This is a genomic window from Glaesserella sp. (assembly GCF_041814905.1).
Taxonomy (GTDB): Bacteria; Pseudomonadota; Gammaproteobacteria; order Enterobacterales; family Pasteurellaceae; genus Glaesserella.
Genome location: NZ_JBGXYA010000022.1, coordinates 1 through 25,643 on the forward strand (window position 1 = coordinate 1; position 25,643 = coordinate 25,643).

At 41.5% G+C, this 25,643-nt stretch carries 27 protein-coding genes and 2 tRNA genes; 9 read left to right on the forward strand and 20 right to left on the reverse strand.

Annotation, left to right across the window (positions count from 1 at the left end; genetic code table 11):
* The first annotated feature begins 156 nt into the window (after positions 1-156).
* The 5 genes from ACEYJ7_RS03505 (at position 157) to accC (ending at position 4,340) form a co-directional block, all read left to right on the forward strand.
* Complete coding sequence (locus ACEYJ7_RS03505) at positions 157-1,464, forward strand: hemolysin family protein (protein ID WP_373777689.1); 1,308 nt, start codon at positions 157-159, stop codon at positions 1,462-1,464.
* A complete protein-coding gene (arsC, locus tag ACEYJ7_RS03510; protein ID WP_373777648.1) occupies positions 1,458-1,793 on the forward strand; it encodes an arsenate reductase (glutaredoxin) in 336 nt (111 codons plus the stop codon). Before ACEYJ7_RS03505 ends, arsC begins: the two co-directional genes overlap by 7 nt.
* A gap of 8 nt (positions 1,794-1,801) precedes the next feature.
* The gene (gene aroQ / locus ACEYJ7_RS03515) at positions 1,802-2,245 is read left to right on the forward strand and encodes a type II 3-dehydroquinate dehydratase (protein ID WP_373777649.1); all 444 of its coding nucleotides are present in this window, start codon (positions 1,802-1,804) and stop codon (positions 2,243-2,245) included.
* Between the two features lie 209 nt (positions 2,246-2,454).
* Complete coding sequence (accB, locus tag ACEYJ7_RS03520) at positions 2,455-2,919, forward strand: acetyl-CoA carboxylase biotin carboxyl carrier protein (RefSeq protein ID WP_373777651.1); 465 nt, start codon at positions 2,455-2,457, stop codon at positions 2,917-2,919.
* Positions 2,920-2,996: 77 nt separating this feature from the next.
* Entirely contained in the window at positions 2,997-4,340 is a 1,344-nt protein-coding gene (accC, locus tag ACEYJ7_RS03525) for an acetyl-CoA carboxylase biotin carboxylase subunit (RefSeq protein ID WP_373777652.1), read from the forward strand.
* A gap of 122 nt (positions 4,341-4,462) precedes the next feature.
* Here accC and ACEYJ7_RS03530 read toward each other — a convergent pair.
* The 7 genes from ACEYJ7_RS03530 to ACEYJ7_RS03560 form a co-directional block, all read right to left on the reverse strand.
* A tRNA-Leu gene (locus ACEYJ7_RS03530) sits at positions 4,463-4,549 on the reverse strand.
* A gap of 2 nt (positions 4,550-4,551) precedes the next feature.
* Positions 4,552-4,627, reverse strand: a tRNA-Gly gene (locus ACEYJ7_RS03535).
* Positions 4,628-4,738: 111 nt separating this feature from the next.
* Entirely contained in the window at positions 4,739-5,056 is a 318-nt protein-coding gene (locus ACEYJ7_RS03540) for a DUF2322 family protein (RefSeq protein ID WP_373777653.1), read from the reverse strand.
* A gap of 15 nt (positions 5,057-5,071) precedes the next feature.
* A complete protein-coding gene (ftsN, locus tag ACEYJ7_RS03545) occupies positions 5,072-5,866 on the reverse strand; it encodes a cell division protein FtsN (protein ID WP_373777654.1) in 795 nt (264 codons plus the stop codon).
* Positions 5,867-5,992: 126 nt separating this feature from the next.
* Complete coding sequence (gene thiQ / locus ACEYJ7_RS03550) at positions 5,993-6,625, reverse strand: thiamine ABC transporter ATP-binding protein (RefSeq protein ID WP_373777656.1); 633 nt, start codon at positions 6,623-6,625, stop codon at positions 5,993-5,995.
* On the reverse strand, positions 6,622-8,208 hold the full coding sequence (thiP, locus tag ACEYJ7_RS03555) for a thiamine/thiamine pyrophosphate ABC transporter permease ThiP (protein ID WP_373777657.1): 1,587 nt from the start codon (positions 8,206-8,208) through the stop codon (positions 6,622-6,624). Before thiP ends, thiQ begins: the two co-directional genes overlap by 4 nt.
* Positions 8,209-8,249: 41 nt before the next feature.
* A complete protein-coding gene (locus ACEYJ7_RS03560) occupies positions 8,250-8,918 on the reverse strand; it encodes an NAD(P)H-dependent oxidoreductase (RefSeq protein WP_373777658.1) in 669 nt (222 codons plus the stop codon).
* Between the two features lie 112 nt (positions 8,919-9,030).
* Here ACEYJ7_RS03560 and ACEYJ7_RS03565 point away from each other — a divergent pair, with 112 nt between their 5' ends.
* Positions 9,031-9,324, forward strand: a complete 294-nt coding sequence (locus ACEYJ7_RS03565) for a YfcZ/YiiS family protein (RefSeq protein ID WP_373777659.1) — start codon at positions 9,031-9,033, stop codon at positions 9,322-9,324.
* A 123-nt stretch (positions 9,325-9,447) separates the two neighbouring features.
* On the opposite strand, the gene ACEYJ7_RS03570 is transcribed toward ACEYJ7_RS03565, so the two are convergent.
* Together ACEYJ7_RS03570 and ACEYJ7_RS03575 are read right to left on the reverse strand one after the other, a co-directional pair.
* Complete coding sequence (locus tag ACEYJ7_RS03570; RefSeq protein ID WP_373777660.1) at positions 9,448-10,086, reverse strand: DsbA family protein; 639 nt, start codon at positions 10,084-10,086, stop codon at positions 9,448-9,450.
* Positions 10,087-10,133: 47 nt separating this feature from the next.
* Positions 10,134-10,403, reverse strand: coding sequence for a YihD family protein (locus tag ACEYJ7_RS03575; RefSeq protein ID WP_373777661.1), 270 nt, complete (start codon positions 10,401-10,403; stop codon positions 10,134-10,136).
* 83 nt (positions 10,404-10,486) lie between these two features.
* Here ACEYJ7_RS03575 and mobA point away from each other — a divergent pair, with 83 nt between their 5' ends.
* Positions 10,487-11,578 (forward strand): molybdenum cofactor guanylyltransferase MobA, encoded by a 1,092-nt coding sequence (gene mobA, locus ACEYJ7_RS03580; RefSeq protein ID WP_373777664.1) that lies wholly within the window; start codon positions 10,487-10,489, stop codon positions 11,576-11,578.
* 43 nt (positions 11,579-11,621) lie between these two features.
* On the opposite strand, the gene ACEYJ7_RS03585 is transcribed toward mobA, so the two are convergent.
* The 4 genes from ACEYJ7_RS03585 to ACEYJ7_RS03600 are packed head-to-tail and all read right to left on the reverse strand — an operon-like array spanning position 11,622 to position 17,378.
* Positions 11,622-13,730, reverse strand: a complete 2,109-nt coding sequence (locus ACEYJ7_RS03585; protein WP_373777665.1) for a TonB-dependent siderophore receptor — start codon at positions 13,728-13,730, stop codon at positions 11,622-11,624.
* 42 nt (positions 13,731-13,772) lie between these two features.
* Positions 13,773-15,737, reverse strand: a complete 1,965-nt coding sequence (gene fhuB / locus ACEYJ7_RS03590) for a Fe(3+)-hydroxamate ABC transporter permease FhuB (RefSeq protein WP_373777667.1) — start codon at positions 15,735-15,737, stop codon at positions 13,773-13,775.
* Positions 15,731-16,612, reverse strand: a complete 882-nt coding sequence (locus ACEYJ7_RS03595; protein WP_373777669.1) for an iron-siderophore ABC transporter substrate-binding protein — start codon at positions 16,610-16,612, stop codon at positions 15,731-15,733. The genes fhuB and ACEYJ7_RS03595 overlap by 7 nt, the downstream gene beginning before the upstream one ends.
* Position 16,613: 1 nt before the next feature.
* Positions 16,614-17,378: an ABC transporter ATP-binding protein gene (locus ACEYJ7_RS03600; RefSeq protein ID WP_373777670.1), complete on the reverse strand. Its 765-nt coding sequence runs from the start codon at positions 17,376-17,378 to the stop codon at positions 16,614-16,616.
* A gap of 97 nt (positions 17,379-17,475) precedes the next feature.
* Here ACEYJ7_RS03600 and fhuF point away from each other — a divergent pair, with 97 nt between their 5' ends.
* Positions 17,476-18,270 (forward strand): siderophore-iron reductase FhuF, encoded by a 795-nt coding sequence (gene fhuF / locus ACEYJ7_RS03605; RefSeq protein WP_373777671.1) that lies wholly within the window; start codon positions 17,476-17,478, stop codon positions 18,268-18,270.
* On the opposite strand, the gene ACEYJ7_RS03610 is transcribed toward fhuF, so the two are convergent.
* From ACEYJ7_RS03610 to ACEYJ7_RS03620, 3 genes are all read right to left on the reverse strand, one after another.
* Positions 18,263-18,733: a SprT family zinc-dependent metalloprotease gene (locus ACEYJ7_RS03610; RefSeq protein WP_373777690.1), complete on the reverse strand. Its 471-nt coding sequence runs from the start codon at positions 18,731-18,733 to the stop codon at positions 18,263-18,265. The genes fhuF and ACEYJ7_RS03610 overlap by 8 nt on opposite strands.
* Before the next feature lie 19 nt (positions 18,734-18,752).
* The gene (locus ACEYJ7_RS03615) at positions 18,753-19,508 is read right to left on the reverse strand and encodes a ribonuclease (protein ID WP_373777672.1); all 756 of its coding nucleotides are present in this window, start codon (positions 19,506-19,508) and stop codon (positions 18,753-18,755) included.
* Between the two features lie 117 nt (positions 19,509-19,625).
* Complete coding sequence (locus tag ACEYJ7_RS03620) at positions 19,626-20,045, reverse strand: DoxX family protein (protein WP_373777674.1); 420 nt, start codon at positions 20,043-20,045, stop codon at positions 19,626-19,628.
* Between the two features lie 216 nt (positions 20,046-20,261).
* Here ACEYJ7_RS03620 and cysK point away from each other — a divergent pair, with 216 nt between their 5' ends.
* Complete coding sequence (cysK, locus tag ACEYJ7_RS03625) at positions 20,262-21,212, forward strand: cysteine synthase A (RefSeq protein WP_373777675.1); 951 nt, start codon at positions 20,262-20,264, stop codon at positions 21,210-21,212.
* Between the two features lie 84 nt (positions 21,213-21,296).
* Here the strand turns inward: cysK and wbaP are convergent, their stop codons facing one another.
* From wbaP to glf, 4 genes are read right to left on the reverse strand one after another with little or no spacing between them, the layout of a single operon-like run.
* Positions 21,297-22,715 (reverse strand): undecaprenyl-phosphate galactose phosphotransferase WbaP, encoded by a 1,419-nt coding sequence (gene wbaP, locus ACEYJ7_RS03630; RefSeq protein WP_373777692.1) that lies wholly within the window; start codon positions 22,713-22,715, stop codon positions 21,297-21,299.
* A gap of 5 nt (positions 22,716-22,720) precedes the next feature.
* Complete coding sequence (locus ACEYJ7_RS03635) at positions 22,721-23,491, reverse strand: DUF4422 domain-containing protein (RefSeq protein WP_373777693.1); 771 nt, start codon at positions 23,489-23,491, stop codon at positions 22,721-22,723.
* A gap of 3 nt (positions 23,492-23,494) precedes the next feature.
* Complete coding sequence (locus tag ACEYJ7_RS03640; RefSeq protein ID WP_373777676.1) at positions 23,495-24,421, reverse strand: glycosyltransferase family 2 protein; 927 nt, start codon at positions 24,419-24,421, stop codon at positions 23,495-23,497.
* A gap of 57 nt (positions 24,422-24,478) precedes the next feature.
* Complete coding sequence (gene glf / locus ACEYJ7_RS03645; protein WP_373777677.1) at positions 24,479-25,630, reverse strand: UDP-galactopyranose mutase; 1,152 nt, start codon at positions 25,628-25,630, stop codon at positions 24,479-24,481.
* Positions 25,631-25,643: the final 13 nt, after the last annotated feature.

Below are 25,643 nucleotides of genomic sequence, written 5' to 3' on the forward strand. Positions count from 1 at the left end.
CAGAGGGAGAAATCAAGCCTCTGGCTCTTTAACAAGCGGTCAGTTTGACTCCATATTTTGCAAATTTTCATGCAAAACAGACCGCTTGCACGTTTTTGCCCGATCCGTTCGGTTTTGCTATACTTCGCGTCATTTTCAATGCAATACACTCAAATTATGGGATTATTTGAATCTATTTTCATCATTATTTTATTGGTCATTGCCAGCGCCATCATTTCGGCGGGCGAAATTTCACTGGCGTCGGTACGAAAACTGAAATTGCAGAATTTAATTAACGAAGGGAATGAAAAAGCCCAAAAAGTGCTGAAATTTCAAGAAGAACCGGGGCAATTTATCACCGTCGTGCAAATCGCCCAAAACGTCATTGCCGTACTGGGCGGGATGTTCGGTGAAGGCGCGCTCACGCCTTACATTCACCGCTTTTTAGCCCAATACAGCCAAGCGGCTTGGCTGGAAACGGCTGCATCGTGGATCTCGTTCACCCTAGTCACCGTGTCTTTTATCATTTTCTCCGATTTAATTCCGAAACGCTTGGCGATTGCCAATCCCGAAAAAGTCGCAATGAAAATGGTAAACCTGATGTCGTTCAGCATCATTCTGTTTAAGCCGTTCGTGCTACTGCTGGATCCGCTCGCCAACGCCCTGTTCCGCCTGTTCCGTATTCCGACGGTCCGTGAAGATACCATGACCTCCGATGATATTGTGGCGATTGTCGATGCCGGTGCGGAAGCGGGGGTATTGAAGGCGCAGGAACATTATTTGATCGAAAATATTTTTGATATGCAACAACGGACGGTGACGTCCACCATGACGATCCGTGAACATATCGTCTTTTTGGATAAGTCCTTCAATCGTCAGCAAACCATTGAAACACTAAAAGAAAATTCCCATTCCAAGCTGATTATCACCGACGGCAGTTTGGATAAAATTCTCGGTTATGTTGAATCGCACACGCTGTTAACGCTTTATTTGCAGGAAGAAAACGTGAAATTGACCGATAGCCGAGTGTTACGCAAGGCATTGTTTATTCCTGATACCCTCTCGCTGTTTGAAGTGTTAGAGCTGTTTAAATCGTCGGGTGAAGATTTTGCGGTGATCATTAATGAATATGCGTTAGTTGTGGGCATTGTGACCTTAAACGACGTGATGAGTATTGTGATGGGCGAATTGGTGTCCAACGAAGAAGAACAGATTGTTCGCCGTGATGAAGACTCTTGGCTGGTTGATGGTTCAACGCCATTGGAAGATGTGATGCGAGCCTTAGATATTGAATCCTTCCCAAATCAAGAAAACTACGAAACCATCAGCGGTTTTATGATGTATATGCTACGAAAAGTGCCGAAAAAGACCGATTTTGTGTTATACGATAAGTATAAGTTTGAGATTATCGACACAGAGAATTTTAAAATCGATCAGTTAATGGTCTCGTTTCGTAAAGATAAAAAATCGGAGGAATCATGTTAACCATTTACCATAACCCTAAATGCAGTAAATCTCGTGAAACCTTAGCTCTTATTCGAGAAGCCGGGGTTGAACCTGAGATTGTTGAATACCTAAAACATCCGTTAAGTATTGAAGTGATTGAAAAGCTGATTGACGAAAGTGGTTTAAGCGTAAGAGAAGCGATTCGTACTGATGTTGAAGCGTACCAACAAATTACCGCTGAAATGAGCGATACAGAAATTATTGGGTTGATTACACAATATCCTCATCTACTCAACCGCCCTTTTGTAAGCGGTCAGAAAGGCACAAAACTTTGCAGACCGCCTGAATTAGTGAAAACATTATTATAAGGAAACGTATGAAAACGATTTTATTGTTAAACGGCCCAAATTTAAATATGCTCGGTAAACGTGAACCGCATATCTATGGTTCACAAACCCTTTCTGATATTGAGCAACATTTAAAACAACAAGCGCAGTCACAAGGCTTTGCTTTTGATTGTTTTCAAGCTAACGGCGAAGAACCGTTGATTAACCGCATTCATCACGCTTTTCAAAAGGTGGATTTTATTATTATCAATCCGGGCGCATTTACTCACACGAGTGTCGCACTGCGAGATGCGTTGTTATCGGTGGCAATTCCGTTTGTTGAGGTACATTTATCGAATGTTCACGCTCGAGAGCCGTTTCGGCACCACTCTTATTTAAGCGATGTGGCAAAAGGCGTTATTTGTGGTTTAGGGACAAAAGGTTACGATTATGCGTTAGATTATGCAATCAATTATCTCACTGCCGAAAAATAACCCGATAAGTATGTCCTCCTGTAATTTCATCATGGCAACTTTATTGTAACAACTGCTACGATCAGTTATAACAATGTCACATTTTGCTCGAATTTGTAAGATTTTCGTCGCAAACTCGCTGAAATTCAGGTAATCTACGCCCAGTTTTGTTCCGTGCAATTTAGTGCGGAGTTTCTCTTTTTTCACATAATAAATATACGGATCTCACTATGGATATTCGCAAAATTAAAAAACTTATCGAACTCGTTGAAGAATCAGGTATCACTGAATTAGAGGTATCTGAAGAAGAAGGTACGGTACGCATTAGTCGTGCGGCACCTCAAGCTGCAGCCGTGCAATATGTTGCCGCACCGCAAACCGCTCCTGCGCCTGTTGCAACAGCACCGGCAGCCACTCCGCAACAAGCAGCACCGGCACCTGTCGCTTCTTCAGAAGTCTCCGGTCATGCGGTTCTTTCCCCAATGGTTGGTACTTTCTATCGTAGCCCAAGCCCTGAAGCCAAACCGTTTGTCGAAGTGGGTCAAAGCGTGAAAGTCGGCGATTCACTCTGTATCGTTGAAGCAATGAAAATGATGAACCGCATTGAGTCAGACAAAGCAGGTGTGGTGAAAGCGATTCTTGTTAATGACGGCGAAGCGGTTGAATTCGACCAAAAACTTTTTATCATCGAATAATTCATTTCTTACAAGCGGTCGTTTTCAGGCAAAATTTTGCAAAAACGTACCGCCTGTTCAATTAAGGGCAAACGCTAATGTTAGAAAAAGTTGTCATTGCAAACCGTGGCGAAATTGCGTTACGTATCTTACGCGCTTGTAAAGAGCTCGGCATCAAAACCGTGGCGGTTCACTCTACTGCAGATCGTGAATTAAAACATGTTCTGCTTGCCGACGAAACTATTTGTATCGGTCCTGCACCTTCAACCAAAAGCTATTTAAATATCCCTGCAATTATTGCGGCAGCCGAAGTAACCGGCGCAGAAGCAATTCACCCGGGTTACGGCTTTCTTTCTGAAAATGCCAATTTTGCAGAGCAAGTAGAAAAATCCGGCTTCACTTTTATCGGTCCGACAGCGGATGTCATTCGTTTAATGGGCGACAAAGTTTCTGCAATCAATGCAATGAAAAAAGCCGGTGTACCTTGTGTGCCGGGTTCTGACGGTCCTGTAGGCGGTGATGTTGCCAAAAATAAAGAGATTGCCAAACGTATTGGCTATCCGGTAATTATCAAAGCTTCCGGTGGCGGTGGTGGTCGCGGTATGCGCGTTGTACATAACGAAAACGATTTAGAAGAATCGATTGCGATGACCAAAGCGGAAGCGAAAGCGGCATTTAACAACGATATGGTTTACATGGAAAAATATCTTGAAAATCCACGCCATATCGAAATCCAAGTTTTAGCGGATACCCACGGCAATGCTGTTTATCTTGCGGAACGTGACTGCTCTATGCAGCGTCGTCACCAGAAAGTCGTGGAAGAAGCGCCTGCACCGGGTATTACCGAAGAACTACGCAAATTTATCGGTGAACGTTGTGCAAACGCTTGTATTGAAATCGGTTATCGCGGTGCCGGTACTTTTGAATTCTTATATGAAAACGGTGAATTCTATTTCATTGAAATGAATACCCGTTTACAGGTAGAACACCCGGTTACCGAAATGATTACCGGAGTAGACTTAGTTAAAGAACAATTACGTGTTGCTGCAGGCTTACCGATTTCGATTAAACAAGAAGACATCAAGGTGCGCGGTCATGCGATTGAATGCCGTATTAATGCGGAAGATCCGAATACGTTCCTTCCGTCACCAGGGAAAATTACCCGTTTGCACGTACCGGGCGGTTTAGGAGTACGTTGGGATTCGCATATTTATGCCGGTTATTCCGTACCTCCGCACTACGATTCCATGATTGGTAAATTGATCACCTATGCGGAAACACGCGAAATCGCAATTCGCCGTATGGAAAATGCGTTATCGGAAACCATCATTGACGGAATTAAGACCAATATTCCTCTGCATAAACAAATTCTGGCAGATGAGAACTTCCGTAAAGGTGGAACCAATATCCACTATCTCGAGAAAAAACTCGGTCTTAAATAACCAAAAAGCCTGTGAAATATTCACAGGCTTTTTTGTCTATTAATCCTCTTATTTGCTCATCCAAATTTTAGACACAAAAAAAGCACCTTTAGGTGCTATTTTCTATTCATTCTTACAGAATATGGTGCCCGAGGCCAGACTTGAACTGGCACGCCTCGAAAGGCGAGGGATTTTAAATCCCTTGCGTCTACCGATTCCGCCACTCGGGCAATGGAGCGGGAAACGAGGCTCGAACTCGCGACCCCGACCTTGGCAAGGTCGTGCTCTACCAACTGAGCTATTCCCGCATTAAAAACGCTACCGTATTAGTAGCGTTTTGATTTTGCGTATTCTAATGATTTTAATGTTTCTGTCAAATGAAAAATATACGGATTGCTTTTATACGTTTAAATTTCAAGCTATTTCACTATAGGTTGTAAACGGTAATGAAGCTTCCCTGAAATCACATTTAGTAATAAATCAATATTAGGGTGTTTACCTGCATTTTGTGTTGCATCTGTCACATGTTCGGCAAACCATTCAATACCTTGTTGTGCTGAAACTACATTTAATTGCTGCTCAAATTTCTCTGCTAGTGCGTTATAGAGCTTCAACGATCCTAATTTTCCTTCAACCGCAGGAATAGTGTGAATCACGTCCCCCTGTTCATTCAATACGCTTAAGCCTGAAAGATGATCGATAGCAGGAAAAGTCGCCAAATAATCTTTAAATTGCATTTAACACCTCAGTTATTACATGCCAACAATCAAACATTCCGCAACACTTCTTGCGTTTGATTGTGCTGCCGAAGCGGCAGCTCTATCGCCGATAGGACCGACGAATACACGATTCCATTCACCGCTACTGCTGATACGGGCATTATAGCCTGCCATTGCTAAGCGAGCCTGCATATTTTCCGCTTGAGCTTTATTTTTGAATGCGCCACACTGTAAACCAAACTTGCCTCCCGTTTTTGTCGTTTCGGTAGGCTTGGGCGTTGCTGTTTTGGTTGATTCTGCTTTTTTCGCTGCTTCTTGTTGTTTTTTCAACTCCGCTTGTTTACGTTTTTCTTCCACGGCTTTTTGTTCTTGTGCCTTTTTCATCTCTAATTGCTCCGGTGTCAATGCCGTGACAGTTTGTTGCGGCTGAGTATCTGTGGTTTGTTGAACAGACTGCTCCGGTGTTGTTTGAGCTTGTTGGGACGCTTGCTGTTTACGTAATTCTTCTTCACGTTGTTTAAGAATTTGCTGTTCTTGCTCTTTAGTAAGCTGTGCTAGTTTTGAGTTCTTATCTACCGGTACTTCACGCGTTTCCAAATCACGGATATAGCTATATACCTCTTCCGGTGGTGTTGGTAGTGTGCTTTTCGGTTGCTGTTGAGGTTGAACGGCTTGTGTAGGAATAGTCGGTGCCGGTGCTTTTTCTTTCAACATCCAAAGCGCTAGACCGCTCACCATAAATAATAAAATGACGATCGCTAATATAAGCACTTTATTTCCACTGCGCTTCTTCGATTTCGAACGCGCTGCATAATCACGACTTGGCACAATATCCCTCTTATAACAAACTAAAATATTAATTATTTTAAAAGATTAAATATTACTGAAAAATTAACCTTTTGACTAGCCAAGATACACAACACACAAGGATTTTTTCACTCTTTTACTGGGAGTTTATTCGTTGATGATCTTACCTGCTTTTACCTGAACCACGCGGTCAAACAGTGATTTCACTTCATCAAATTGATGAGTAACCATTAACAAGGTCAGATTTCGCTGCTTACATAAGTCTTCCACGAGTTTTAATAGTTCTTCACGTCGTTGAGGATCTAGGGCAGAAAAAGGTTCATCTAATAATAAAATCGGTCTATCCCTTAACAGAGTTCTCGCTAAAGCCACCCGCTGTTTTTGTCCGCCGGAAAGGCTATCTGCTCGGCGTTGTAACAACTCCTTGATTCCCATCTGAGAGGCAATCTTTTTTACTTGTTGTTGCTGTTGCTCCGTTAAATGCAAACTTGGAACTAATGCTAGCCCTATATTTTGTTCAACCGTCAAATGCGGAAACAGATTATTATCTTGAAAAAGCATGGAAACCGGTCTTTCTGCCGGCTCCGTAGCAAAATGATTCTCACCGTTTAGCCACAGTTCACCACGATTTGCCAATTCAAAACCGGCAAGGAGATTAAGCAAGGTACTTTTACCCACACCACTCTCTCCTACCACAGCAATCCGTTCACCTTTTGCTGCAGTCAGCCGAAAATGCATAGGCATTTCCGGATAATCAAATTCAAGATTTAAACGGATCATGGTTTGTTCTCTTTTTGTTCAATAAATAAGAAAGGTAGGAAGGTAAATGTCATTAACACGAGTGCGGTAACCGCCGCATCTTCCGTACGATAACTACCAAGCTGTTGATAAAGCAGATAAGATAAAGTGCTAAAATCAGGACTACCAAAAAAGGCAATGACCGCAAAGCTACCAAGACTTGCCGACATTGCAAGAGCAAAAGCATTACGCAGCGGACGAATCAGATAAATTCGTTCTACAATCCACCAACGCCTAAACCCGCTTAAACCCAAACTACGGGCTAATTTATCGTGGGAAACCAATGCTTGCCACATCGCTGAAAACAGTAAGCGATAAATATAAGGCAGTAGCATTAACCCATTACAAAAACCGACAAGTAACAGTAGCTGCCAGTTTTGCATCTCCACATCCATGAACAGTAAAAACAGCCCGACCGCTAACATAAATACCGGCATAATCAGTGGATAAGTGCTTACACCGGCTAATATACTTTGTTTGATTTTCTGATTACGGTAAGCAAGCTGACGGGCTTCCAACACAATCAAATAGGCAATCGCAATCACGCTTAACGAAGCAATGAAACTCAGTAGTAATGTATACCACACAGCTTGCCAAAGCACCGGATTGGATAACCGCCCCCAAAAATCGGACACGCTCAAACCGTTCCACAACACATTTGACAACGGTATCAGTATAAAGCTGCCAAATACAATCAATATACTCTGCAAAATCCACTTATCTATTCCCTTAGGTTTTGGTGTCCAAATTTCATCAATAACGATAAGCGATTGGCGGGTACGATTAAAGCTAAAACGCGTAACTATATCCATCAAAATTTGTAACAAAATTCCAACTAAAATCTGTACCATAATCAAAATAACCGCTTTTGCAAAATCGAACTCAAAAGTGACCGCTTGATAAATCGCCACTTCCAGCGTGCTATATTTCGGACCTCCCCCCAACATCAGTACAATAGGGAAACTGGTGAAACAGAGTAAAAATACATTAGCAAAAGCATAAGGCACAATGCCTTTTAACATGGGTAATTCAACGACACGAAAATAAGTGAAACGACGAAGATTGAGCTGTGCCGCTAATTGATGTTGGCTACTCGGAATTAAATTTAACCCCTCCAAACAGTATTTTGCGACAAGCGGCGTATTGAGAAAAACATGGGCTATCAAAATGCCTTGCAAGCCATAAAGTTTGAACTCCCACTCGATTCCAACAATGGCAAGCCATTGCCCGAGCCAACCGGAATTGCCCCATACACCGATTATCGCAAAAATGACTACCAACGAAGGTAACGCCCATGCAAAGGAAATCACTTTATACAGCAGGATTTTGCCCCTGAAATGTAAGTAGAAAAAACTGCGGGCAAGCAAAATACCGAAAAAAACTGAAAAAACAGCGGAAAGCCCTGCTTGTAATACGCTGTATTTAAGAATGTGATACGTTTCATTGAACGACCAAAAGGTTTGGTCTGTACGATGGTCAAATAACGCCCATAAACTAAACGCATACAGTGCTAAAATCATAAAATAGACCGACCACGCAGTATATTTAGTTAATGGACGTAACATAAAAATCCTATAAATGTCCTATTATTGAGGCACAACCCAAATTATCTTACCCACTCCACAACATCATCAAAGGCTTGGCGAGTTTTTTCACGCGGTTCCGCCGCCCGGTAGCCGAATGCGACCATCACACTGAGTTTATATTGATTCGGATCGTATAACCCTTTTTCTGCGAATAGAGTGTTCAATTTTTCGAGTGGAAAGCCTTCAATCGGTGTACTGTCAATGCCAACCATTGCGGCAGATGTCAGCATATTGCCTAATGCAATATAACTTTGTCGGCACGCCCAATGGTAAAAAGCATTCGGATTATTGGCTAACTCAAAGTCATTTTCAATAAAATGACGATAGAAACCTTGGCGTAGTGTACGCATATCTTCAGGAATATGATGAACATCACGCATAATGTGTTGTACATAGTCACCATCCGCAAGTAAGGTTTGCGGTTGACGAACTAAAATCAAAACAAAGTGACTACAATCCATGACTTTATCTTTTGCTCCCCAAGCATTATCACGAATGAATTCACGAATGGATTGGTTTTCAATAACCAAAAATTTCCACGGTTCAAAACCAAAAGAGCTTGGCGAAAGTCTGCCGGTTTCAAGAATAAAACGGAAATCGTCATCACTGATTTTTTTAGTTGGGTCATATACTTTACAAGCATGGCGATAGTGATAGGCATCCAAAATATCTTGTTTAGAAATAGACATATTCTTGTTCCTTCTCAATAAAATAATCGGGTGTATTATGATATGATTTTTATGATAAGGCTAATTTTGTTTAGTAATATCAAAGAAAATGATTTCATCGAAAGGATAAATTATGAGCAAAACATTTAGTGAAGAGGCAGAATGCTGCCAAGGCGTATGCAAACCACAAAGTACATCAATGTTTGACAACGAAGAATGCAGTATTGATTTTGAACAGCATTACTCTACCGAGCAAGAGGCGCAAGAGGTGTTGGAATTTTTAACCAAAAAAGCACGCAAAACTGAAACCGATCCTTGCAAAATCGAAAGTGTAATTGAACCGATTAAAAACGGTTTCCGACTCTATGCAAAATTCACTTTTAGCTGCCAAGCCGAAACCGTATTATTTCAACTATCGTTAAGATAATTTACACAAACGCTGACTTCTGCATATTGGTCTGCCAATAAAGGTAACCGTAATAAGTAAATTTTTCCCTAAAAAAGACCGCTTGTATCACCAAGCGGTCTTCTATTTCGTCCATCCCTTTTATTATTTCTTCACCAAGAACAGCACCGCATCAACATAACGTTGTATGAATTCATTCGTTGAACTGACGTCGGAGAAGCCTTCCGGATTGAGTTGATACTGTTCATTCACAAAAAATGCAGGCACACCCCGAACTTTAAACTCCTGCGTAGCTTGTGCCTGTTTAGACACCAACCCGTTGACCGCAAAGCTGTTAATACCGCCGTCAAATTGTTCGGCAGAAACTCCGTTAGCTAAGAAAATCGCACGAATATCGTCCATAGATTTAATCGTATTTTTTTGCGCCGATTCAAATAGTGGTGTTTTCACTTTTTCTTCCACACCGAGCGCCATTGCCAATGCCCAAGCACGGGAAAGTTCTGCGGATTGACGACCTAAAAAGTCTACGTGATACTGTTTAAACACCACACCTTCCGGCAAACCGTCTTTAATTCGTTGCGGAATTTTATAGCCATATTCAAAATCATAGCAATGCGGGCAGTAAAAAGAGAAGAATTCCAGCACTTCTTTTTGCGCCGACGGTGTTTGACGAATTTCAATATATTCTTTACCGGCAGCAGGATCTTGCGCCATTACATGAGTATTGACGGCAAAAAGCGCAGACAAAGCGATAAAGGCTGTTTTTAAAGCGAATTTTTTCATTATATTCCTCAATTAGATAAAAATAAAAAAACAGTGGTAGGACAAAGTTATTCCGACAAAATTCCACGGGCGCGAAGTAAAGCAGTTTTAAAATCATCTTCATAATCTTTCTTGATTCCCGGAATGACTTCCGATTTATCTTTACCGCGCATTTTCAATTGATAAATCAACACTTCGTCGCGTAACGCGTCCAATTCGTTCGGTTTACCGACTTCTTCGGCTAATTTATATAAAAAATCGATTAAGTGTAAATCCGGCTCTTGGCGCCAATGTTCACCCAACAGTTCCAAAACCTCATCCAAGCGTTTGCATTTCATTCGAAAATCCTTAAAAAAATTTGTGGAAAATTGGGCGGAATCATATACTTTTAAGCAGAATTTTGCAAAAACAAGGACACAGAATGGCACAAATAAATCAAATTTCGGCAGTCATTTTAGCTGGCGGCTTGGCGCGCCGTTTAAACGGTGTCGAAAAAGGCTTACAACCGTTAAACGGCAAACCGTTAATCAACCATATTATTGAACGCCTTTCACCACAAATTTGCAAAATTTCCCTGAATATTAACCGCTTGCATGAGCAGTATCGCCTGCTCTATCCGGATATTCCAAGCTATTCTGACGAGTTAACCGATTTCCAAGGTCCGTTAAGCGGAATGTTATCAGGCTTTCAACATCTTGATAGTGAATATCTCTTGTTTGTGCCGTGTGACAGCCCGTTTCTGCCGTTAAACTTGTTACGAAAGCTCAATACCGCCTTAACCATCAATCATGCCGATATTGCCTACGCCCACGACGGCGAACGAGCGCACCCGACTTTTGCGTTGGTACATCGCTCCGTTGCTAAAGCCTTGGCAGACTATTTGGCGCGAGGCGAACGCCGTTTATTTCACTTTTTTCAATCACAAAAAAGTGTTGCCGTCGATTTTTCCGAACAACCGCAGGCGTTTCGAAATTTTAATACCTTAGAAGATTTTACAAGCGGTCAGAATTCGGCATTTTTTTGCAAAATTCCATTACTCGCCGTCACCGGCTACAGCGGTACAGGTAAAACAACCCTGCTTGAGAAGCTGATTCCCGAGCTGAACAAACGGAATATTCGCGTTGGTTTAATTAAGCATTCTCATCATAATGTCGATGTAGATAAACCCGGCAAAGACAGCCACCGTATGCGAATGGCGGGCGCCAATCCTACGATGGTAGTCTGCACAGAGCGCTGGGCATTAATGGTTGAAACCGATGAACTTGCGCCATTTGATTATTTGGTACAGCAATTTGAGGGGAAAAACCTCGATCTCGTGTTAGTTGAAGGTTTTAAACACGAAGCTTTACCGAAGATTCAGTTACACCGCAAAGCGATCGAAAAACCGCTACCGGAATTGGATGATTTCACTCTCGCTACCGCAACGGATTATCCGTTAGCACGGAAAAACCTGTTGGATATCAATAACATTGAGCAAATTGCTACATTTATCGAGAAATATTTAGCAAGATAAAAAAACGGCACGGACGCAATGTCCGTGCCGGTGATAGAATAATTTAGAATTTATAACTTAAGCTCGCATTCACATTACGCTCTGCACCGTAATAGCAGTAGTAATCGCACGCGGCTACATATTTACGGTTACCTACGTTATCCACATTAAGCTGTGCAACCCAGTTATTATTAAAGGTATAACGCGCCATTAAATCCACGACCGTTGCAGAAGGCACTCGTGCATGGGAATAGAGCGAACCTTTTGCAGTGACGCTATGACCGACATAACGGATACCCGCACCCAGTGTTAAGCCGTTTAATGTACCGCCAGTAAAGCTATAAGCAGTTTTTGCGGCGACCACATTCGTCGGAATCAGGGCATTGCGGGTTTTCTCACCATTGTTCGCTTTGGTTTCTGACTTAGTGTAAGTATAAGCCAAAATCGCACTCCAGTTATCCGTCAGGTTCACATCCGCCTGTAATTCAACTCCTTTACGGTAAATCGGATCAGTACTACTTACCGATACACCGGTGCCTGTTGATGAAGCAATTAATGCTCCGGTATCTTTCGCACGGAAACCTGCTACAGTAATCACGCCGTCTAACCAGGTCGGAAGATATTTCACACCTAATTCATATTGGCGTGTAATATTCGGATCATAAAGCGTTTGGACACCACTTAAGCCCACCGGTAAATTGAATGACTCGCTATAGCTGAAATAAGGATTCAAGCCATAAGGTGCTTCGTACATGAAGGAACCGGAGTATGAAGTATGGTTGTCCTTGACCGTTTGAGTTGAGGTATATTCATCTTGTTTAGCGCGATCGTGTCGAACGCCTAAACCTAACACATAGTTATCCGCAATACGTGCTTGATTTTGTAAGTAAAAACCCAGTTGGCGAGCTTTAATCTGCACATGAGAACCTAGCGGCGTACCTGATTGATTCCAGTTCGCTTGGTAATTGCGTAAATTTGCATCATAGTATAACCCGTACAGGCTATACTCCGCGTCCACATTATTATGGCGATAATCCGTACCTACCACGACGGTATTTTTCAACCAATCATTTTGGTAATCCCAATTTAAACGGTTATCTAACGCATGAGAAATGACTTTACCATCATTAAATACCGTGTTACCGCTCACCACATAATTATTCACACTTGGAGCAAGTGCCGACCAATCTGTAGCGTAAGCCGACGGATAAACATAACCGCCACGGTGATAATTTTGAATATGGCTATAGCGATAACTTGAATTTAAACTTAAACCATTGCCAAAATCGTGAGCAAGTTCATAGCCCAAACTATATTGTCTGTTGGTTTCAGTATCTTTTACCGGATCGCCGAAATTGATGTTACGACTGTAATAAGTGCCGTCCGGTAAAGCGTGTAATGTACCTTCTTGCGGATAGAAATTTGAGCTTGGCACACCGTGATCACGTTGATAACTGGTTAAAATAGTTAAACGAGTACGATCGGAAATATCCCATTCAACGGTTGGAGCAATATACAAGGTTTCATTTTTGGTTAAATCCCAGTCGCCGTCACGCGCCCCATAACTTGCCACCATACGGTAACGAGCCGATTGATCCGCATTTAGCGCACCGGTGTAGTCTGCGGCAAAACCATATTGGGTTTTATTCCCCATATTGATTTTAAATTCTCCCTTACCGACAAGATCCTTATACGCACGTTTGGTAACATAATTGATTAAACCGCCTGATTGCGCCGCACCAAAGGTCATTGAATCCGCCCCTTTGGTCACTTCAATCGCTTCTAAACCAAAATTTGCCATTTGGGGTGTAAAGAAACCGTAACTAAAGGTGGGTAAACCGTTTACCGCCTGCGAGACTTCCGCACCACGCACACGGAACCAATTAGTATTGGTATCGCTACCGAATACCTGATTCGCAAAACCTGCTTGGTAACGGGCAATTTCATCCATTTTTACGACATCTTGGCTGTCCAACTCGTCACGGGTAATCGCTACTGCGGATTTTGCTTGATGAACCGGGACTTCACCCATCTTGAACATAGAGCCGGAGCCGACCACACTGACTTCATCCAATACTGCACTCTCATTGTCAGTGGATTCATTTGCCATCACCGGCGCAATCGCAAACATTACTGCCGTTGCAACACCCGAGTAAATAAAAGATTTTTTCATAATCATTCCTGTAGAGCATACTACGTACGCTAGTTTATACTATTAAACCTTTCTCACCATCAGCAAGAAATACGTCCCTCCAATCAGTGTTGCAACCAATCCTGCCGGCACTTCATAAGGGAATAACATCTGTCTGCCGAGCCAATCGGCAAACACCATAATCAAACCACCCAACAGGGCAGAGATTAAAATTTGTTGATAGGCTCTGTTTACGCCTAAAAAACGTGCGATATGCGGCACTAATAAGCCAATAAAACTCAGCGGACCGATAATCAACGTTGCCAATGCGGTTAATAACGCACTAAATAAAATTAAGATCCAACGGGTGCGTTTGAGATTCAACCCTAATGCCTGAGCAATCGGTGCCTGTAGTGCTAATAACTCAAGCCAGCGGCTGAAAATCAAGCTCATTGCCAGCAACACCAAGCTTACAACTAAAAAAGGAACGGCTAATTCGGCACTCACTTGTTGAGTGGAACCCGATGTCCACGAAATCAGTTGTTGGGCGCGTAAATCTCCACTTGCAATCGCGATACGTTGTAAAGCATCGAATAATGCCGATAAGCTAATCCCTGTCAGTAACACTTTTTCAGGCAACATTCCGCTACGTTGGTTGATAGCACTTATCACCCATAATGCCAACAAAGCCCCCAGTATTCCTGCTATCCAAAACAGTGCTGTTTGTTCGGTCGGAAAGAAAAACAATACCGCTAAAATCCCCATACTGGTCCCCGACGATACCCCAAGTAATTCAGGGCTGGCCATCGGATTCAACGTTAAGCGTTGTAACAGTACACCGGCGACGGCAAGTAAAATACCGACGGATAAAGCAATGAATATTCGCGGATAACGTAACTCAAAAATCGGGACGTAAAATTCGTAAAATTCTAATAGTTTCCAACCGCTTGTATCTCTACCAAGCGCAAGAGCCAACCACAGAGAAAGTACCAAACCGACCAAAATAAGCACGAGATAAATCGGTTTAAATCGATGACTCACCCGCTGCCCTTGCTCAGTTAAACGCCCTGTATTTTGTATTGTTCTAAACATCAACCAAAGTAATAACGGCGTACCTAATAATGCGGTTACGGCACCCGTCGGCAAGTTAATACCTTTAAAGTGAGCGAGTAATTGCAAAACTAGATCGGTAATGGCAAGCAACAATGCCCCACCGATAAACGCCCCGATAAGTTGCCCTTTAAAAGAACGCATACCAAGTTGACGAACAATAGTAGCTGATGCTAAGCCGATAAAACCGAGCATACCAACAACACTCACCACACAAGCAATTAAGTAAGCAGAAACTAACACACCGATAAAACGTAGGCGATTTACGGGGACACCAAGACTTTGGGCGTTGCTGTCATTCAAAGATAAAATCGTAAACGGACGAATTAACATTGCAATTAATATAAAACACGGCACCGCTTGTAACGCAAGCCACTGTGAGTCGTGCCAGCTTTCTTGTACTAATGAACCCGCCCCCCACTGTGCTAACCCGCGCGCTTCTTCAGGATAGAACAACATCATCAACGCAGAAAAAGAGCCGAAATAGAGATTAACCACCAACCCCGCCAAAATCAGTAAAAGTGGAGACATTGTTTTACTCATAGCTAACGTTAGCACCAACAACAGGCTTAATCCTGCCCCGATAACCGCCACGATACTGGCGCCGACATCAAGTAGCTGCGGCGTGAAAATTGCGGCAATAAACAACGCAAATTGTGAGCCTGCGCTGATCCCAAGAGTATTATCGGACGCAAGCGGATTTGCCATCACTTGCTGTAATAACAGGCTGGCAAAACCTAAAATGCCGCCGGCGAATAAGGCAATGGTGATACGCGGTAAGCTGTAACTTTGGATCAATAAGATCTCTAACGAATCAGAATACTGAAATAACGCCGAGAGGCTTGAATCTTGTGGTAATAACGCATTTAGTAAGGTTATCAGTAAACCGACAAACAGCACGGCTAACAGAGCAAAAAACAGCCTCACTTGAGCTACCATTGCTCGCCTCCGTTAATCAATGCATTTGCGAAAATCTCCGCAAAGCGTTGAGCTGACGGAATGCCGCCATAGGTCCAAACCGTCGGCAGAACAAGCGGATCTTTCGCCATTGGCAATCGTTGCCAAAGGGTATTATGTTGCAAAGCTGTTTTGATGTTGTAAGGATATGGTTTTACGACGACAAAACGGGTGTTATTCGGCAATTTCACCAGCTGAGTGACCTCAATCCATTCAAAACCCCAACGATTGTATGAACCTGTCCATGCGTTCTCAAACCCTAACTGTTTTAATGCGGCACCGAACAGGCTATTTTCCGCATAAATCCGCAAATGGCGCGTATCGCTGAACTGAACCAACGCAATAGGACGATCGCTAAACGGAGTGACAAGCGGTCGGATTTCAGCAATTTTTTGCAAATAGTTGTTCAGCAATTTATCAGCGTTTGCAGGTTTTTCGATAATCTCCGCAATCCGTTTGGTCGCGTCAATCACATTTTGCCAAGCCTCCCCATCCTTATAAAAATCCACCCAATATACCTTACCGAACCTCTCCAACATCGGCGAAGTTTGAGCATAGAAAGACGAATTGATAAACACCAAAGGTTGTGCATCCAATTGCATTGACAGTGACCAAAGCTGTTCGGGATTAGGTTGTAAACGAATACCGAGATCAAGCGTCTCTCGCGGCAATTTCGGTTCCGCAACCCAAGTTTTATAACTTTCCGCATCGCCCACAGCTAGCGGTTGTTCATCCAGTGCAACAAGCGTTTCCGCGACTGTCCAATCGAGCGTTGCAAAACCTCGTTGCGGTTCTCCGGCATAAAGAAAATTTGCAAAAAAGAGCGTGAAAATGACCGCTTGTCGTTTTTTCATCATCTTAATAAAAACTCACTGGTCGATTGGTTTCAGGGTGATTGATCACATTCAGCTCAATGCCGTAAATGGCTTTAAGCGACGGAGTGTTTACGATATCGTGCGCATTGCCTTGTGCGAGCAAACGCCCACTATGTAATGCAACCAGATGATCGCAGTAGCGCGACGCAAGATTGATATCGTGAATCACGATGATCACGCCTAAATTTAGCGATCGACTTAGATTATGTACCAACTGCATCACTTCCACTTGATGAGCAATATCGAGAGCGGCAAGGGGTTCGTCTAACAGTAAAAATTTACTCTGTTGTGCCAGCAGCATTGCAAGCCAAATACGCGAGCGCTCACCACCCGAAAGCACATCTACCGATTGTTCGGCAAATTTTTCGGTGTGAGTCAATTTCATCGCCTGTTCAATCGCTTGCTTATCTTCAACAGTTTGACGCCCGAATAGACCATTCCATGCGTAGCGTCCCATAGCAATTAACTCTTTCGCGGTTAAATTGGTGGTATTCGGCAGATGTTGGGGCAAATAGGCGACATTTTTGGCAAAATCGCGGTTCGACCAACTGTCTAAGGACTTATCATCAAATCGGATTGAACCCGCCGATAATGGCAGTTGTTTGGCGAGAAGTTTTATCAGCGTGGACTTCCCGGAGCCGTTGTGACCAATCAAACCATACACTTTGCCTTGCTCAAATCGCAGAGAAATCGGATATAACAAAGTACGGTTAGGAATAGCAAAATTTGCCTGTTCGACAATAAACACAAAAGCTCCGAGCCAATTTAATAAGTAAAAAACGATTTTATTTTAATTGAAAATAATTTGTATTAAAATAGCTCTTTTCATTTTTAACCCGCTTTTTATGAATTTGCTATTTACCAGTTCGGAATTAAACGCCCTACGTGAAACGCTCTTTTCCGATAGATTAAAACATTGCAGAAGCCTACTGACTTTTGTCGAAAAACCGGAAAATATTTCTAACGCCATGTTTTTCCAGCAAATTTATTATTCCACGCTACCTCAAAAATACAGTGCCGTAACTGCCGAACCACGTAAAGCGACTATTTCAATGTGGCAGCGTTATTGGCTAAACGGTTTTATTATGCATTGGGTTTGGCTATTGCATAAATATGGTATTCATTTGGTTTTAAGCGAACAAAACACCGCTCTCGAACTCTCCGCAAGCGGAAAAATCAAAGGGTTTATTGTTAATATAAGCCGTACGCCCGTTCGGAAAGTGCAAAATAACGAACAAATTCTGCAAGCCTATCGTCAGTTGAAACATTTTCTCTCACCGATATTTAATAAACTCACGGCTTACAGCCATTTAAATGAATCGGTGTTTTGGCATAACTGTGCCAATTTAATTGAATTCAGTCTAAAAGAATTAGAAGCGGACGGGTTTGAGGTCTCTCCAATTTATCGGCAACTTCTGCTTGAAAAAAAGTGGGACGAATATGAATGGTCACCGTTTTATAACGCTGTGGAATATATTGAGTTTCACGATCTCCCTTTTCCACAACCGGTACGGCTACGTAAAGTCTGCTGTCACGCCCATTTAGACAAAAAGAACGATTACTGCGCTCATTGCCCCAAATTGAAAAAGCTAGAGAAAAGGGAATTAGATGTGTTGATTAAAAAGTGGGGAATCACTTAACTCTCCGTTTCAACTCATTTTTGCACTTTTTGCAAATATAAGATCTCCCGTTACGGACAATGGCATTATGACGACGGATAGAGAGTTGGTGGATTTGACAAGCGCAGGCGTAGTCAAAGGTTTTCCCCTGCACAGTGGAAACATCAAAACAGTGATAGGTTTCGGCGGGTACACCAAGCACCTGTTCCATCATCATCCGCCACTCTTTTCCGTGTGGTTGAACGCTTCCGAATTGTTGATAAACCAAAATATGTGCCAATTCATGCGGCACCACTTGCTGCACAAACTCCGTACCGTTTTCGGTTAATAAAATCGGATTAAAGCGAATTTCATTTTTCTGCAAATACGCGACACCCGCCTTCATCCCGCGTACATCATAATTTACCGAAGGCGGAATAAACGCTTTTCGAAAAAAATGATTCGCTTTTTCCAAATCGCGTTTTAACTGGCGCTGTACTTGCATTTTCAACATTCTTAACATCTTACTTCGGACAATCCATCACGTTCCATTGTTTATCATAGCAAATATAAAGTTCGTTTTTACTTGCGCCCAAATAAGCATTTTTCAGTTGAGGATTATATTTTTTCATCCAAGCAAACAAATCTTTGCGTGACAACGCTTGCCCCGGTAAATTCAAACTACGGAACAATGCTTTCTGTTTGGCAAAATAGGCTTCTGCATTATCAAAAGCACAAGAGCCGTGCTTCTCCCACTGACCTTGCAATAAACTTGCTCCCGGGGATTCCGGCATATATTTTTTGATGAGTTCTTCCGGAAGTTCAGGCAAATCGCCTTTACAAAATCGAGGGTGATCAGACACGCCGCGCGCATTAGCATTCTGTGGCCATAAACCGTGAATCACCCAGCCAAGTTGAGCGGCTTGATTGCATTGAAATGCTAAATTCTCCGGAATTTTGCCGTTGTTTTTATTCTTTTGCGTCTCACAAAAACTCGGTGACCAAGAAAGCGAAAGCATATAATAATCCACTGTTGCATGCTTGTTCTGCCCGATATTATCATGCGCCATCACCGTATCGTAATGACCTAAATTTGCCGGAATATTCACTTCCGCATCGGTCGACGTAATCTTGTTTTGGGTACTCGACGGCTGCGTTTTTTCTTCATTATTCCACCAAGTGAAAATGGCAAAAACCATAATAATGATCACAAAAATCAGTTGGCTAAGCGTGCGTTTTTGTGGATTCGATTGATTTGGAGAAGTATTCGACTTTTTCATGGCATTGAGCTTATTAATATCTTAAAGTCGCTTACTATACCTTAAAGCCTAAAGGTTGCAAGCGGTCACTTTTTGCAAAAAATTTGCAAATAACGACCGCTTGTCATGAAGTGATGATTAGTCCGGTTTTACCGCATATTTGCCGGAGCCGAACAACATAATGGCAAGGAAACCGAATAAGAAAGTGGCAATGCCCTCCACAGACCATGCGCCGACTTTGGTTAACGTGAAGAAATTTGTCGAGTGCATTAACAAAATCACCACGACTGACGTTCCGACACAAATAAAGGCATTGAGACGAGTAAACAGACCGACCATAATGAGTATCGGAGAAATGACCTCACCTAAATAGACGGCATAGGCAAAAAATCCGGGCAAACCGATTTCAATAAATTTCCCTTCAATAAAACTCACTCCGCCCCAAATTTTATGGACTCCGTGGAATAAGAATAATCCGGCAAAACCAATACGTAATAATAATTTCGCAAGTTCTGGATGACTTACAAATCGATTGAATTTTTGTATATAACTATTCATGATGATTTCTCCTTTAACAGTTTGATTTCGTTGAAAATTATAATCCTGATTATTGGGATAAATATATATTAAATGAGTAAATAGATATTTTACTTAGACGAAACAATTCATATATTCCATTTAATTATATTAAATAAAATTCCTATCCTTAACATTTCAGAAATAAGCGGTATTCTGAAACCGTTTTAAAAATTTATTCACCAGAGGATTCATACTATGACTATTTATGCAGACAACTCAGAAACTATCGGTAAAACCCCCCTTGTTCGTTTAAAAAACTTTGGTAATAACGGTAACTTGTTAGTTAAAGTTGAAGCGCGCAACCCAAGCTTTAGCGTGAAATGTCGTATCGGAGCAAATATGGTGTGGCAAGCGGAAAAAGACGGCATCCTGACCAAAGATAAAGAGATTGTCGATGCAACCAGCGGCAATACCGGCATTGCATTAGCTTTTGTCGCAGCAGCTCGTGGCTATAAATTAACGTTAACCATGCCGGAAACAATGAGTATCGAACGTCGCCGTTTATTACGCGGCTTAGGTGCAACGCTAGTATTGACCGAAGGCGCAAAAGGTATGAAAGGGGCGATTGCAAAAGCGGAAGAAATTGTTGCCAGCGATCCTCATCGCTACATCATGTTAAAACAGTTTGAAAACCCGGCAAACCCGGCAATTCACCAACAAACAACCGGTCCAGAAATTTGGGAAGCGACGAATGGCGATATTGATATTTTCGTGGCAGGCGTAGGAACAGGCGGTACGATTACCGGTGTAAGCCGTTATATCAAACAAGAAAAGGGTAAACAAATTATCAGCGTTGCCGTTGAACCGAAAGAATCACCGGTCATCACTCAAACATTGAACGGTGAAGAAATCAAACCAGGTCCGCACAAAATTCAAGGTATTGGTGCCGGTTTTATCCCTCAAAACTTAGATTTAAGCCTTATCGATCGGGTTGAACAAGTGGATAGCGAAACCGCGATTGCCACTGCACGTCGAGTTATGGCTGAAGAAGGTATTCTCGTGGGAATTTCATCCGGTGCCGCCGTTGCAGCAGCAGATCGTATTGCAAAATTACCTGAATTTGCCGACAAAACTATTGTCGCAATTCTACCGTCTGCCTCAGAACGTTATTTAAGTACGTTATTATTTGAAGGTATCGAGGCATAATTTACTTATAAAAAAACTGATTTCTGTGTCAAACGGAAATCAGTTTTTCTATTGATGATTGTTAGCTTATCTCACTATTTTTACTTAATAAGCGCCTTCTCTTTTTACAACCACATTAACGGTTTTAAAGAGAATGGCAATATCATTCCAAAGCGACCAATTTTTCACATACCACGCATCAAAATAAACCCGAGTATCGTAGTCGACATCGTTACGTCCGCTCACCTGCCACAAGCCGGTCATGCCCGGTTTCGCCATCAAATAATAATCCACATCATCTTTATAATAAGACAATTCGTCGGCAATAATCGGTCTTGGTCCGACTAAGCTCATTTGTCCGACCAAAACATTAAACAATTGAGGTAATTCATCAATACTCGTTCGACGTAAAAACTGACCAAGCGGTGTGATCCTCGGATCATTTTTCAATTTAAAATCTTTTTCCCACTCCGTCTTTGCTTCCGCATCGCGCTCTAACAATTCATCCAATACTTCTTGAGAGTTCAACACCATTGAACGGAATTTTAAACAACTAAACGGCTTACCGTTTTGCCCGATTCGCTTATGCCCGAATACGGCGCTTCCGCCATCCCGCTTAATCAGAAAGTAGCATGTCAATAATAACGGAGACAATAAAATAATCAGCAGACTGGCACCGACAATATCCATTGTTCGTTTGATGATGCGGGAAGAACGTTTTGCCAAGTTATTATTCACACGAAGCAGCATCACTTCATAACTGAAGATAAACGACATATCCGTACTGTACAACGGCAATCCCCGTAGCGTCGGAATAACGGATACGGAACGATAATGTTTTTTAGAAAAATAACGAAGCCATTGGTCGCGTTGTTCAATTTCATCTTCTTCAAGGGCAATAATAAATTGATCGGATGATTTCGTGACTAACCTCCAAATACCCTGACGGGTTTCATTAATGATTGGAATGCCTAAACCGTCTAATTCATCGATCTTATCTACAGCAATAAAATATTTTACTTTAAGCCCGAGATAGGGTTCGCTGATCAACGCTTTATAGGCATCTACCGCATTTTTACCACCGCCGATAATCACTGTATTCTTTAAATATAGACCACTTTTGATCAATAATTTTTTAATCAGAACTCTACTGAGCGGCACGATAACAAGGGTTAAACTCCAACTTAATAACCACAAATAGCGGGAAAAATAGAGTTTGGAAAAGGCGATACTGGCTAATTCAATAATCGCCAATATGATTAAGGTACGAACAACTTCTTTTAATTCAAACCAAAACGGTTTTCGATAAGTATAATGACGAAGGTTAATCCAAAACCAAATAACACAACCACAGGCTAGCCCTAAATGAATCAGTATCGCTTCTCGAAACTGCTCGGAAGGTAAAAAACGCTCTAAATCATTTGTAAAAAGGTTCAGTAAATAGATGCTTAAAAAATAGGAAAGCAGTAACGAAACAAAATCCGTTACCGCCAACACACCTTTACAAATTACCGATTTATCCATCATGCTCATTTTTTCTTTAAATATTTCCGTTTCAACAAACCAATTGCTTTTTTCAATATATGTTCGCCTTCTAACGAAACCACTTTCCGTTCTTTCAGTTTTAATTGATTTTTTACCAACCAAACATTAAAAAGGCGTTCTGCGATAAAACCGAAAACCCGCTTTTGATAATTATCGTAATCCGTAATATCAATCTGCTTTTCCAGCTTAAACAAAATATCAAACAACCATTGGCAATATTTCTCGACATCTTGTCTTTTTAAAACAAACATATTATAAAGATGCAGTGTTTTACCCGACATGACTTGCTCAAATGCCTGAATATAATCAACATAATCGTTCTGAATAATTTCTTTTACCAAGTCTAAATCTTTAATGTAATGCGCATTTTTATAATGTTGGTAAACACTTTCGATATAATAATTTCGCTTCTTTGCAACGATACCGTCATAATTAACAAAATCAGACAATAATTCTGTTTTCGATGCAATTCGCTTATTCAGCAAGCTCAGCTGCTTCCCTGAAAAATAACGACGATAATGTACTAGTCCGACATAATCCGCCTCATCGAAAAAATGATTCTTCCACGCCCAATATAATGCTGTCAGCTCACAGAATGAATTATTCCTAATTGAAATATTTTCACCGGAATTATCCGACAAAATATTCAGTTCTAAAGCACTATTCGATTTTCCGACATGAATCGGAATATAGTAATCCGCAGCTGGAAAAATATATTTTTTATGCGTTGCGATGAGAATTTTCATGAGCAAAATCGATTATAAATACTCTTGATGGTGAGAAAAATCACCTTTAAAACCATGCCACATTGCCCGCCAAGTAAAGAGCAAACGCGAAAGACTTGGCTGAGTAAACATAAAAAACCAAGTCGTTTTTCCCCAAAATGCCAGCACATGAGCTAAACCGTTGTAGCGTTTAAACGTTGCAATAGAATTACGACAAAAACAGTATAATTTTAGTTCTGAATTAGCATTATTAAATCGTAACTTATTAAAAAACATCGGGGTAGAAGCCGAACTATCAGACGGGTGATAAAAAATCGCATCAATAACAGTGAGAATTTTTGCCTTAAACTTACTTGCACGAAGCGTATACTCTTTTTCATCTCCCCAAATAAAATAATCTTTAAGCAATAACCCCATTTTTTTTACCAGTTCATTGGCAATTAACGTCCCATTAAAAGGTAATACGACACCGTTGATGACATTACTCTGCTTTAACTCTTTCGGAATCTCCGTATAAAAATCAAAGACGTTAATTGTATTCGGCACACGTAATGCAAAGCTCAATTTATTCGTGACCTTGGGATCAAGCACCATCGGTCCGATGTAACAATTATTTGCACAATAAGGAATCAATTTTTCTAAGCAACTCTCTGAAGGATAGCCGTCATCATCCATCAACCAAATGTAGTCAACGTTCTTTTGCTTGGCAAACTCAATACCGGCATAAAATCCGCCTGCTCCGCCTTGATTATTTGGTAGAGTAATCAAGGTAAATTGATCGTTATCTTGCCATCCGTTTTCACGCAGATACTCTACCGTTCCGTCTTGGCTTGCATTGTTAATGACAACAATATGATCCAATGGATAAGATTGTGATTTTAATGCTTGCAAACAATTTAATAACAAATTTTTACGATTAAACGTAACAACAACAGCACAAATTGATTTCTTTTCCAACATAGCATTTATATAAATGAACCGCTTGCATTACACAAGCGGTCTGTTTTTCATGAAAATTTACACATCCATATTGACGTAAAACGGCTTCAATTTCTGACCGCTTGCAAGTGATGCTTTTATTTCATCGGCAGCTTCTAATGCTTCCTTAATAGTGACATCCATATCCAAATAACGATAAGTGCCTAAACGTCCAACGAAAGTGACTTGTGTTTCCTTATTTGCTTTCTCGACATATTGCTGCAACAACGCTTTGTCTTTTACTAAGCGAATCGGATAATACGGAATATCTTTTTCTTCGCATAAACGGCTGAACTCACGGTAACAAATCGTCTTTTCGTGGTTTTCCCACGGTGCAAAATGCTTATGCTCGGAAATACGAGTGAATGGCACATTTTCATCGCCATAGTTAATTACCGCATTACCTTGATAATCCCCTTCCCCTCGGAAGGCTTCAAAGTCTAACGTGCGATAACCAAGACGGCCTAATTCAAAACCAAAATAAGCATCTAACGGACCCGACCAGAAAATATGGTCAAACTCTGCCTTCATTGCTTCTGCAAATGGTGTATTTAAACGCACTTCGATATTATCGTGTTTTAAAATATTTTCTACGATAACCGTATAACCATCTTTCGGCATACCTTGGAATTTATGGGCAAAGTAATTATCGTCATAATTAAAGCGTACCGGTAAACGTTTTAAAATACTTGCAGGCAGCTCTTTAGGCTCAACCCCCCATTGCTTTTTGGTATAACCATAGAAAAACGCTTTATATAAATCCTTACCGACAAAACGCATCGCTTGTTCTTCAAAGGTCTGAGGATCGGTAATTGACATATCCGCTTGACTTTCAATCAATGCCTTAGCTTCTGTTGGTGAACAAGTTTTACCAAAGAACTGGTTAATAGTATGCAAGTTAATTGGTAATGAATACACGGCACCTTGACTAATCGTTTTTACGCGATTGACAAACGGCATCCACTCACCGAAATGATTCACATAATTCCACACACGTTCATTATCCGTATGGAAAATATGCGGACCATAAATATGCACCATTACGTTTGTTTCTGCATCACGCTCCGAGTGGCAGTTACCTGCCACATGATTACGTTGATCGATAACAGTGACTTTGTAACCTTGCTCTGCCAATTCACGGGCAATTACAGCGTTTGAAAAGCCCGCACCGACTAAAAGAAATTTTTTCATATGTTGTACCTTA

Bases quoted from the DNA above. Each gene is read 5' to 3' on its own strand.
- ACEYJ7_RS03540 (WP_373777653.1), bottom strand. From the start codon at position 5,056: ATGCAATTTAAAGATTATTTGGCGACTTTTCCTGCTATCGATCATCTT.
- mobA (WP_373777664.1), top strand. From the start codon at position 10,487: ATGGCACAAATAAATCAAATTTCGGCAGTCATTTTAGCTGGCGGCTTG.
- thiP (WP_373777657.1), bottom strand. From the start codon at position 8,208: ATGTTACGTCCATTAACTAAATATACTGCGTGGTCGGTCTATTTTATG.
- ACEYJ7_RS03620 (WP_373777674.1), bottom strand. From the start codon at position 20,045: ATGAATAGTTATATACAAAAATTCAATCGATTTGTAAGTCATCCAGAA.
- wbaP (WP_373777692.1), bottom strand. From the start codon at position 22,715: ATGGATAAATCGGTAATTTGTAAAGGTGTGTTGGCGGTAACGGATTTT.
- ACEYJ7_RS03615 (WP_373777672.1), bottom strand. From the start codon at position 19,508: ATGAAAAAGTCGAATACTTCTCCAAATCAATCGAATCCACAAAAACGC.
- ACEYJ7_RS03610 (WP_373777690.1), bottom strand. From the start codon at position 18,733: ATGCAAGTACAGCGCCAGTTAAAACGCGATTTGGAAAAAGCGAATCAT.
- ACEYJ7_RS03585 (WP_373777665.1), bottom strand. From the start codon at position 13,730: ATGAAAAAATCTTTTATTTACTCGGGTGTTGCAACGGCAGTAATGTTT.
- accB (WP_373777651.1), top strand. From the start codon at position 2,455: ATGGATATTCGCAAAATTAAAAAACTTATCGAACTCGTTGAAGAATCA.
- accC (WP_373777652.1), top strand. From the start codon at position 2,997: ATGTTAGAAAAAGTTGTCATTGCAAACCGTGGCGAAATTGCGTTACGT.
- ACEYJ7_RS03560 (WP_373777658.1), bottom strand. From the start codon at position 8,918: ATGTCTATTTCTAAACAAGATATTTTGGATGCCTATCACTATCGCCAT.
- ACEYJ7_RS03640 (WP_373777676.1), bottom strand. From the start codon at position 24,421: ATGTTGGAAAAGAAATCAATTTGTGCTGTTGTTGTTACGTTTAATCGT.
- aroQ (WP_373777649.1), top strand. From the start codon at position 1,802: ATGAAAACGATTTTATTGTTAAACGGCCCAAATTTAAATATGCTCGGT.
- ACEYJ7_RS03505 (WP_373777689.1), top strand. From the start codon at position 157: ATGGGATTATTTGAATCTATTTTCATCATTATTTTATTGGTCATTGCC.
- ACEYJ7_RS03595 (WP_373777669.1), bottom strand. From the start codon at position 16,612: ATGATGAAAAAACGACAAGCGGTCATTTTCACGCTCTTTTTTGCAAAT.
- cysK (WP_373777675.1), top strand. From the start codon at position 20,262: ATGACTATTTATGCAGACAACTCAGAAACTATCGGTAAAACCCCCCTT.
- ACEYJ7_RS03570 (WP_373777660.1), bottom strand. From the start codon at position 10,086: ATGAAAAAATTCGCTTTAAAAACAGCCTTTATCGCTTTGTCTGCGCTT.
- thiQ (WP_373777656.1), bottom strand. From the start codon at position 6,625: ATGATCCGTTTAAATCTTGAATTTGATTATCCGGAAATGCCTATGCAT.
- arsC (WP_373777648.1), top strand. From the start codon at position 1,458: ATGTTAACCATTTACCATAACCCTAAATGCAGTAAATCTCGTGAAACC.
- fhuB (WP_373777667.1), bottom strand. From the start codon at position 15,737: ATGGTAGCTCAAGTGAGGCTGTTTTTTGCTCTGTTAGCCGTGCTGTTT.
- ACEYJ7_RS03575 (WP_373777661.1), bottom strand. From the start codon at position 10,403: ATGAAATGCAAACGCTTGGATGAGGTTTTGGAACTGTTGGGTGAACAT.
- fhuF (WP_373777671.1), top strand. From the start codon at position 17,476: ATGAATTTGCTATTTACCAGTTCGGAATTAAACGCCCTACGTGAAACG.
- ACEYJ7_RS03565 (WP_373777659.1), top strand. From the start codon at position 9,031: ATGAGCAAAACATTTAGTGAAGAGGCAGAATGCTGCCAAGGCGTATGC.
- glf (WP_373777677.1), bottom strand. From the start codon at position 25,630: ATGAAAAAATTTCTTTTAGTCGGTGCGGGCTTTTCAAACGCTGTAATT.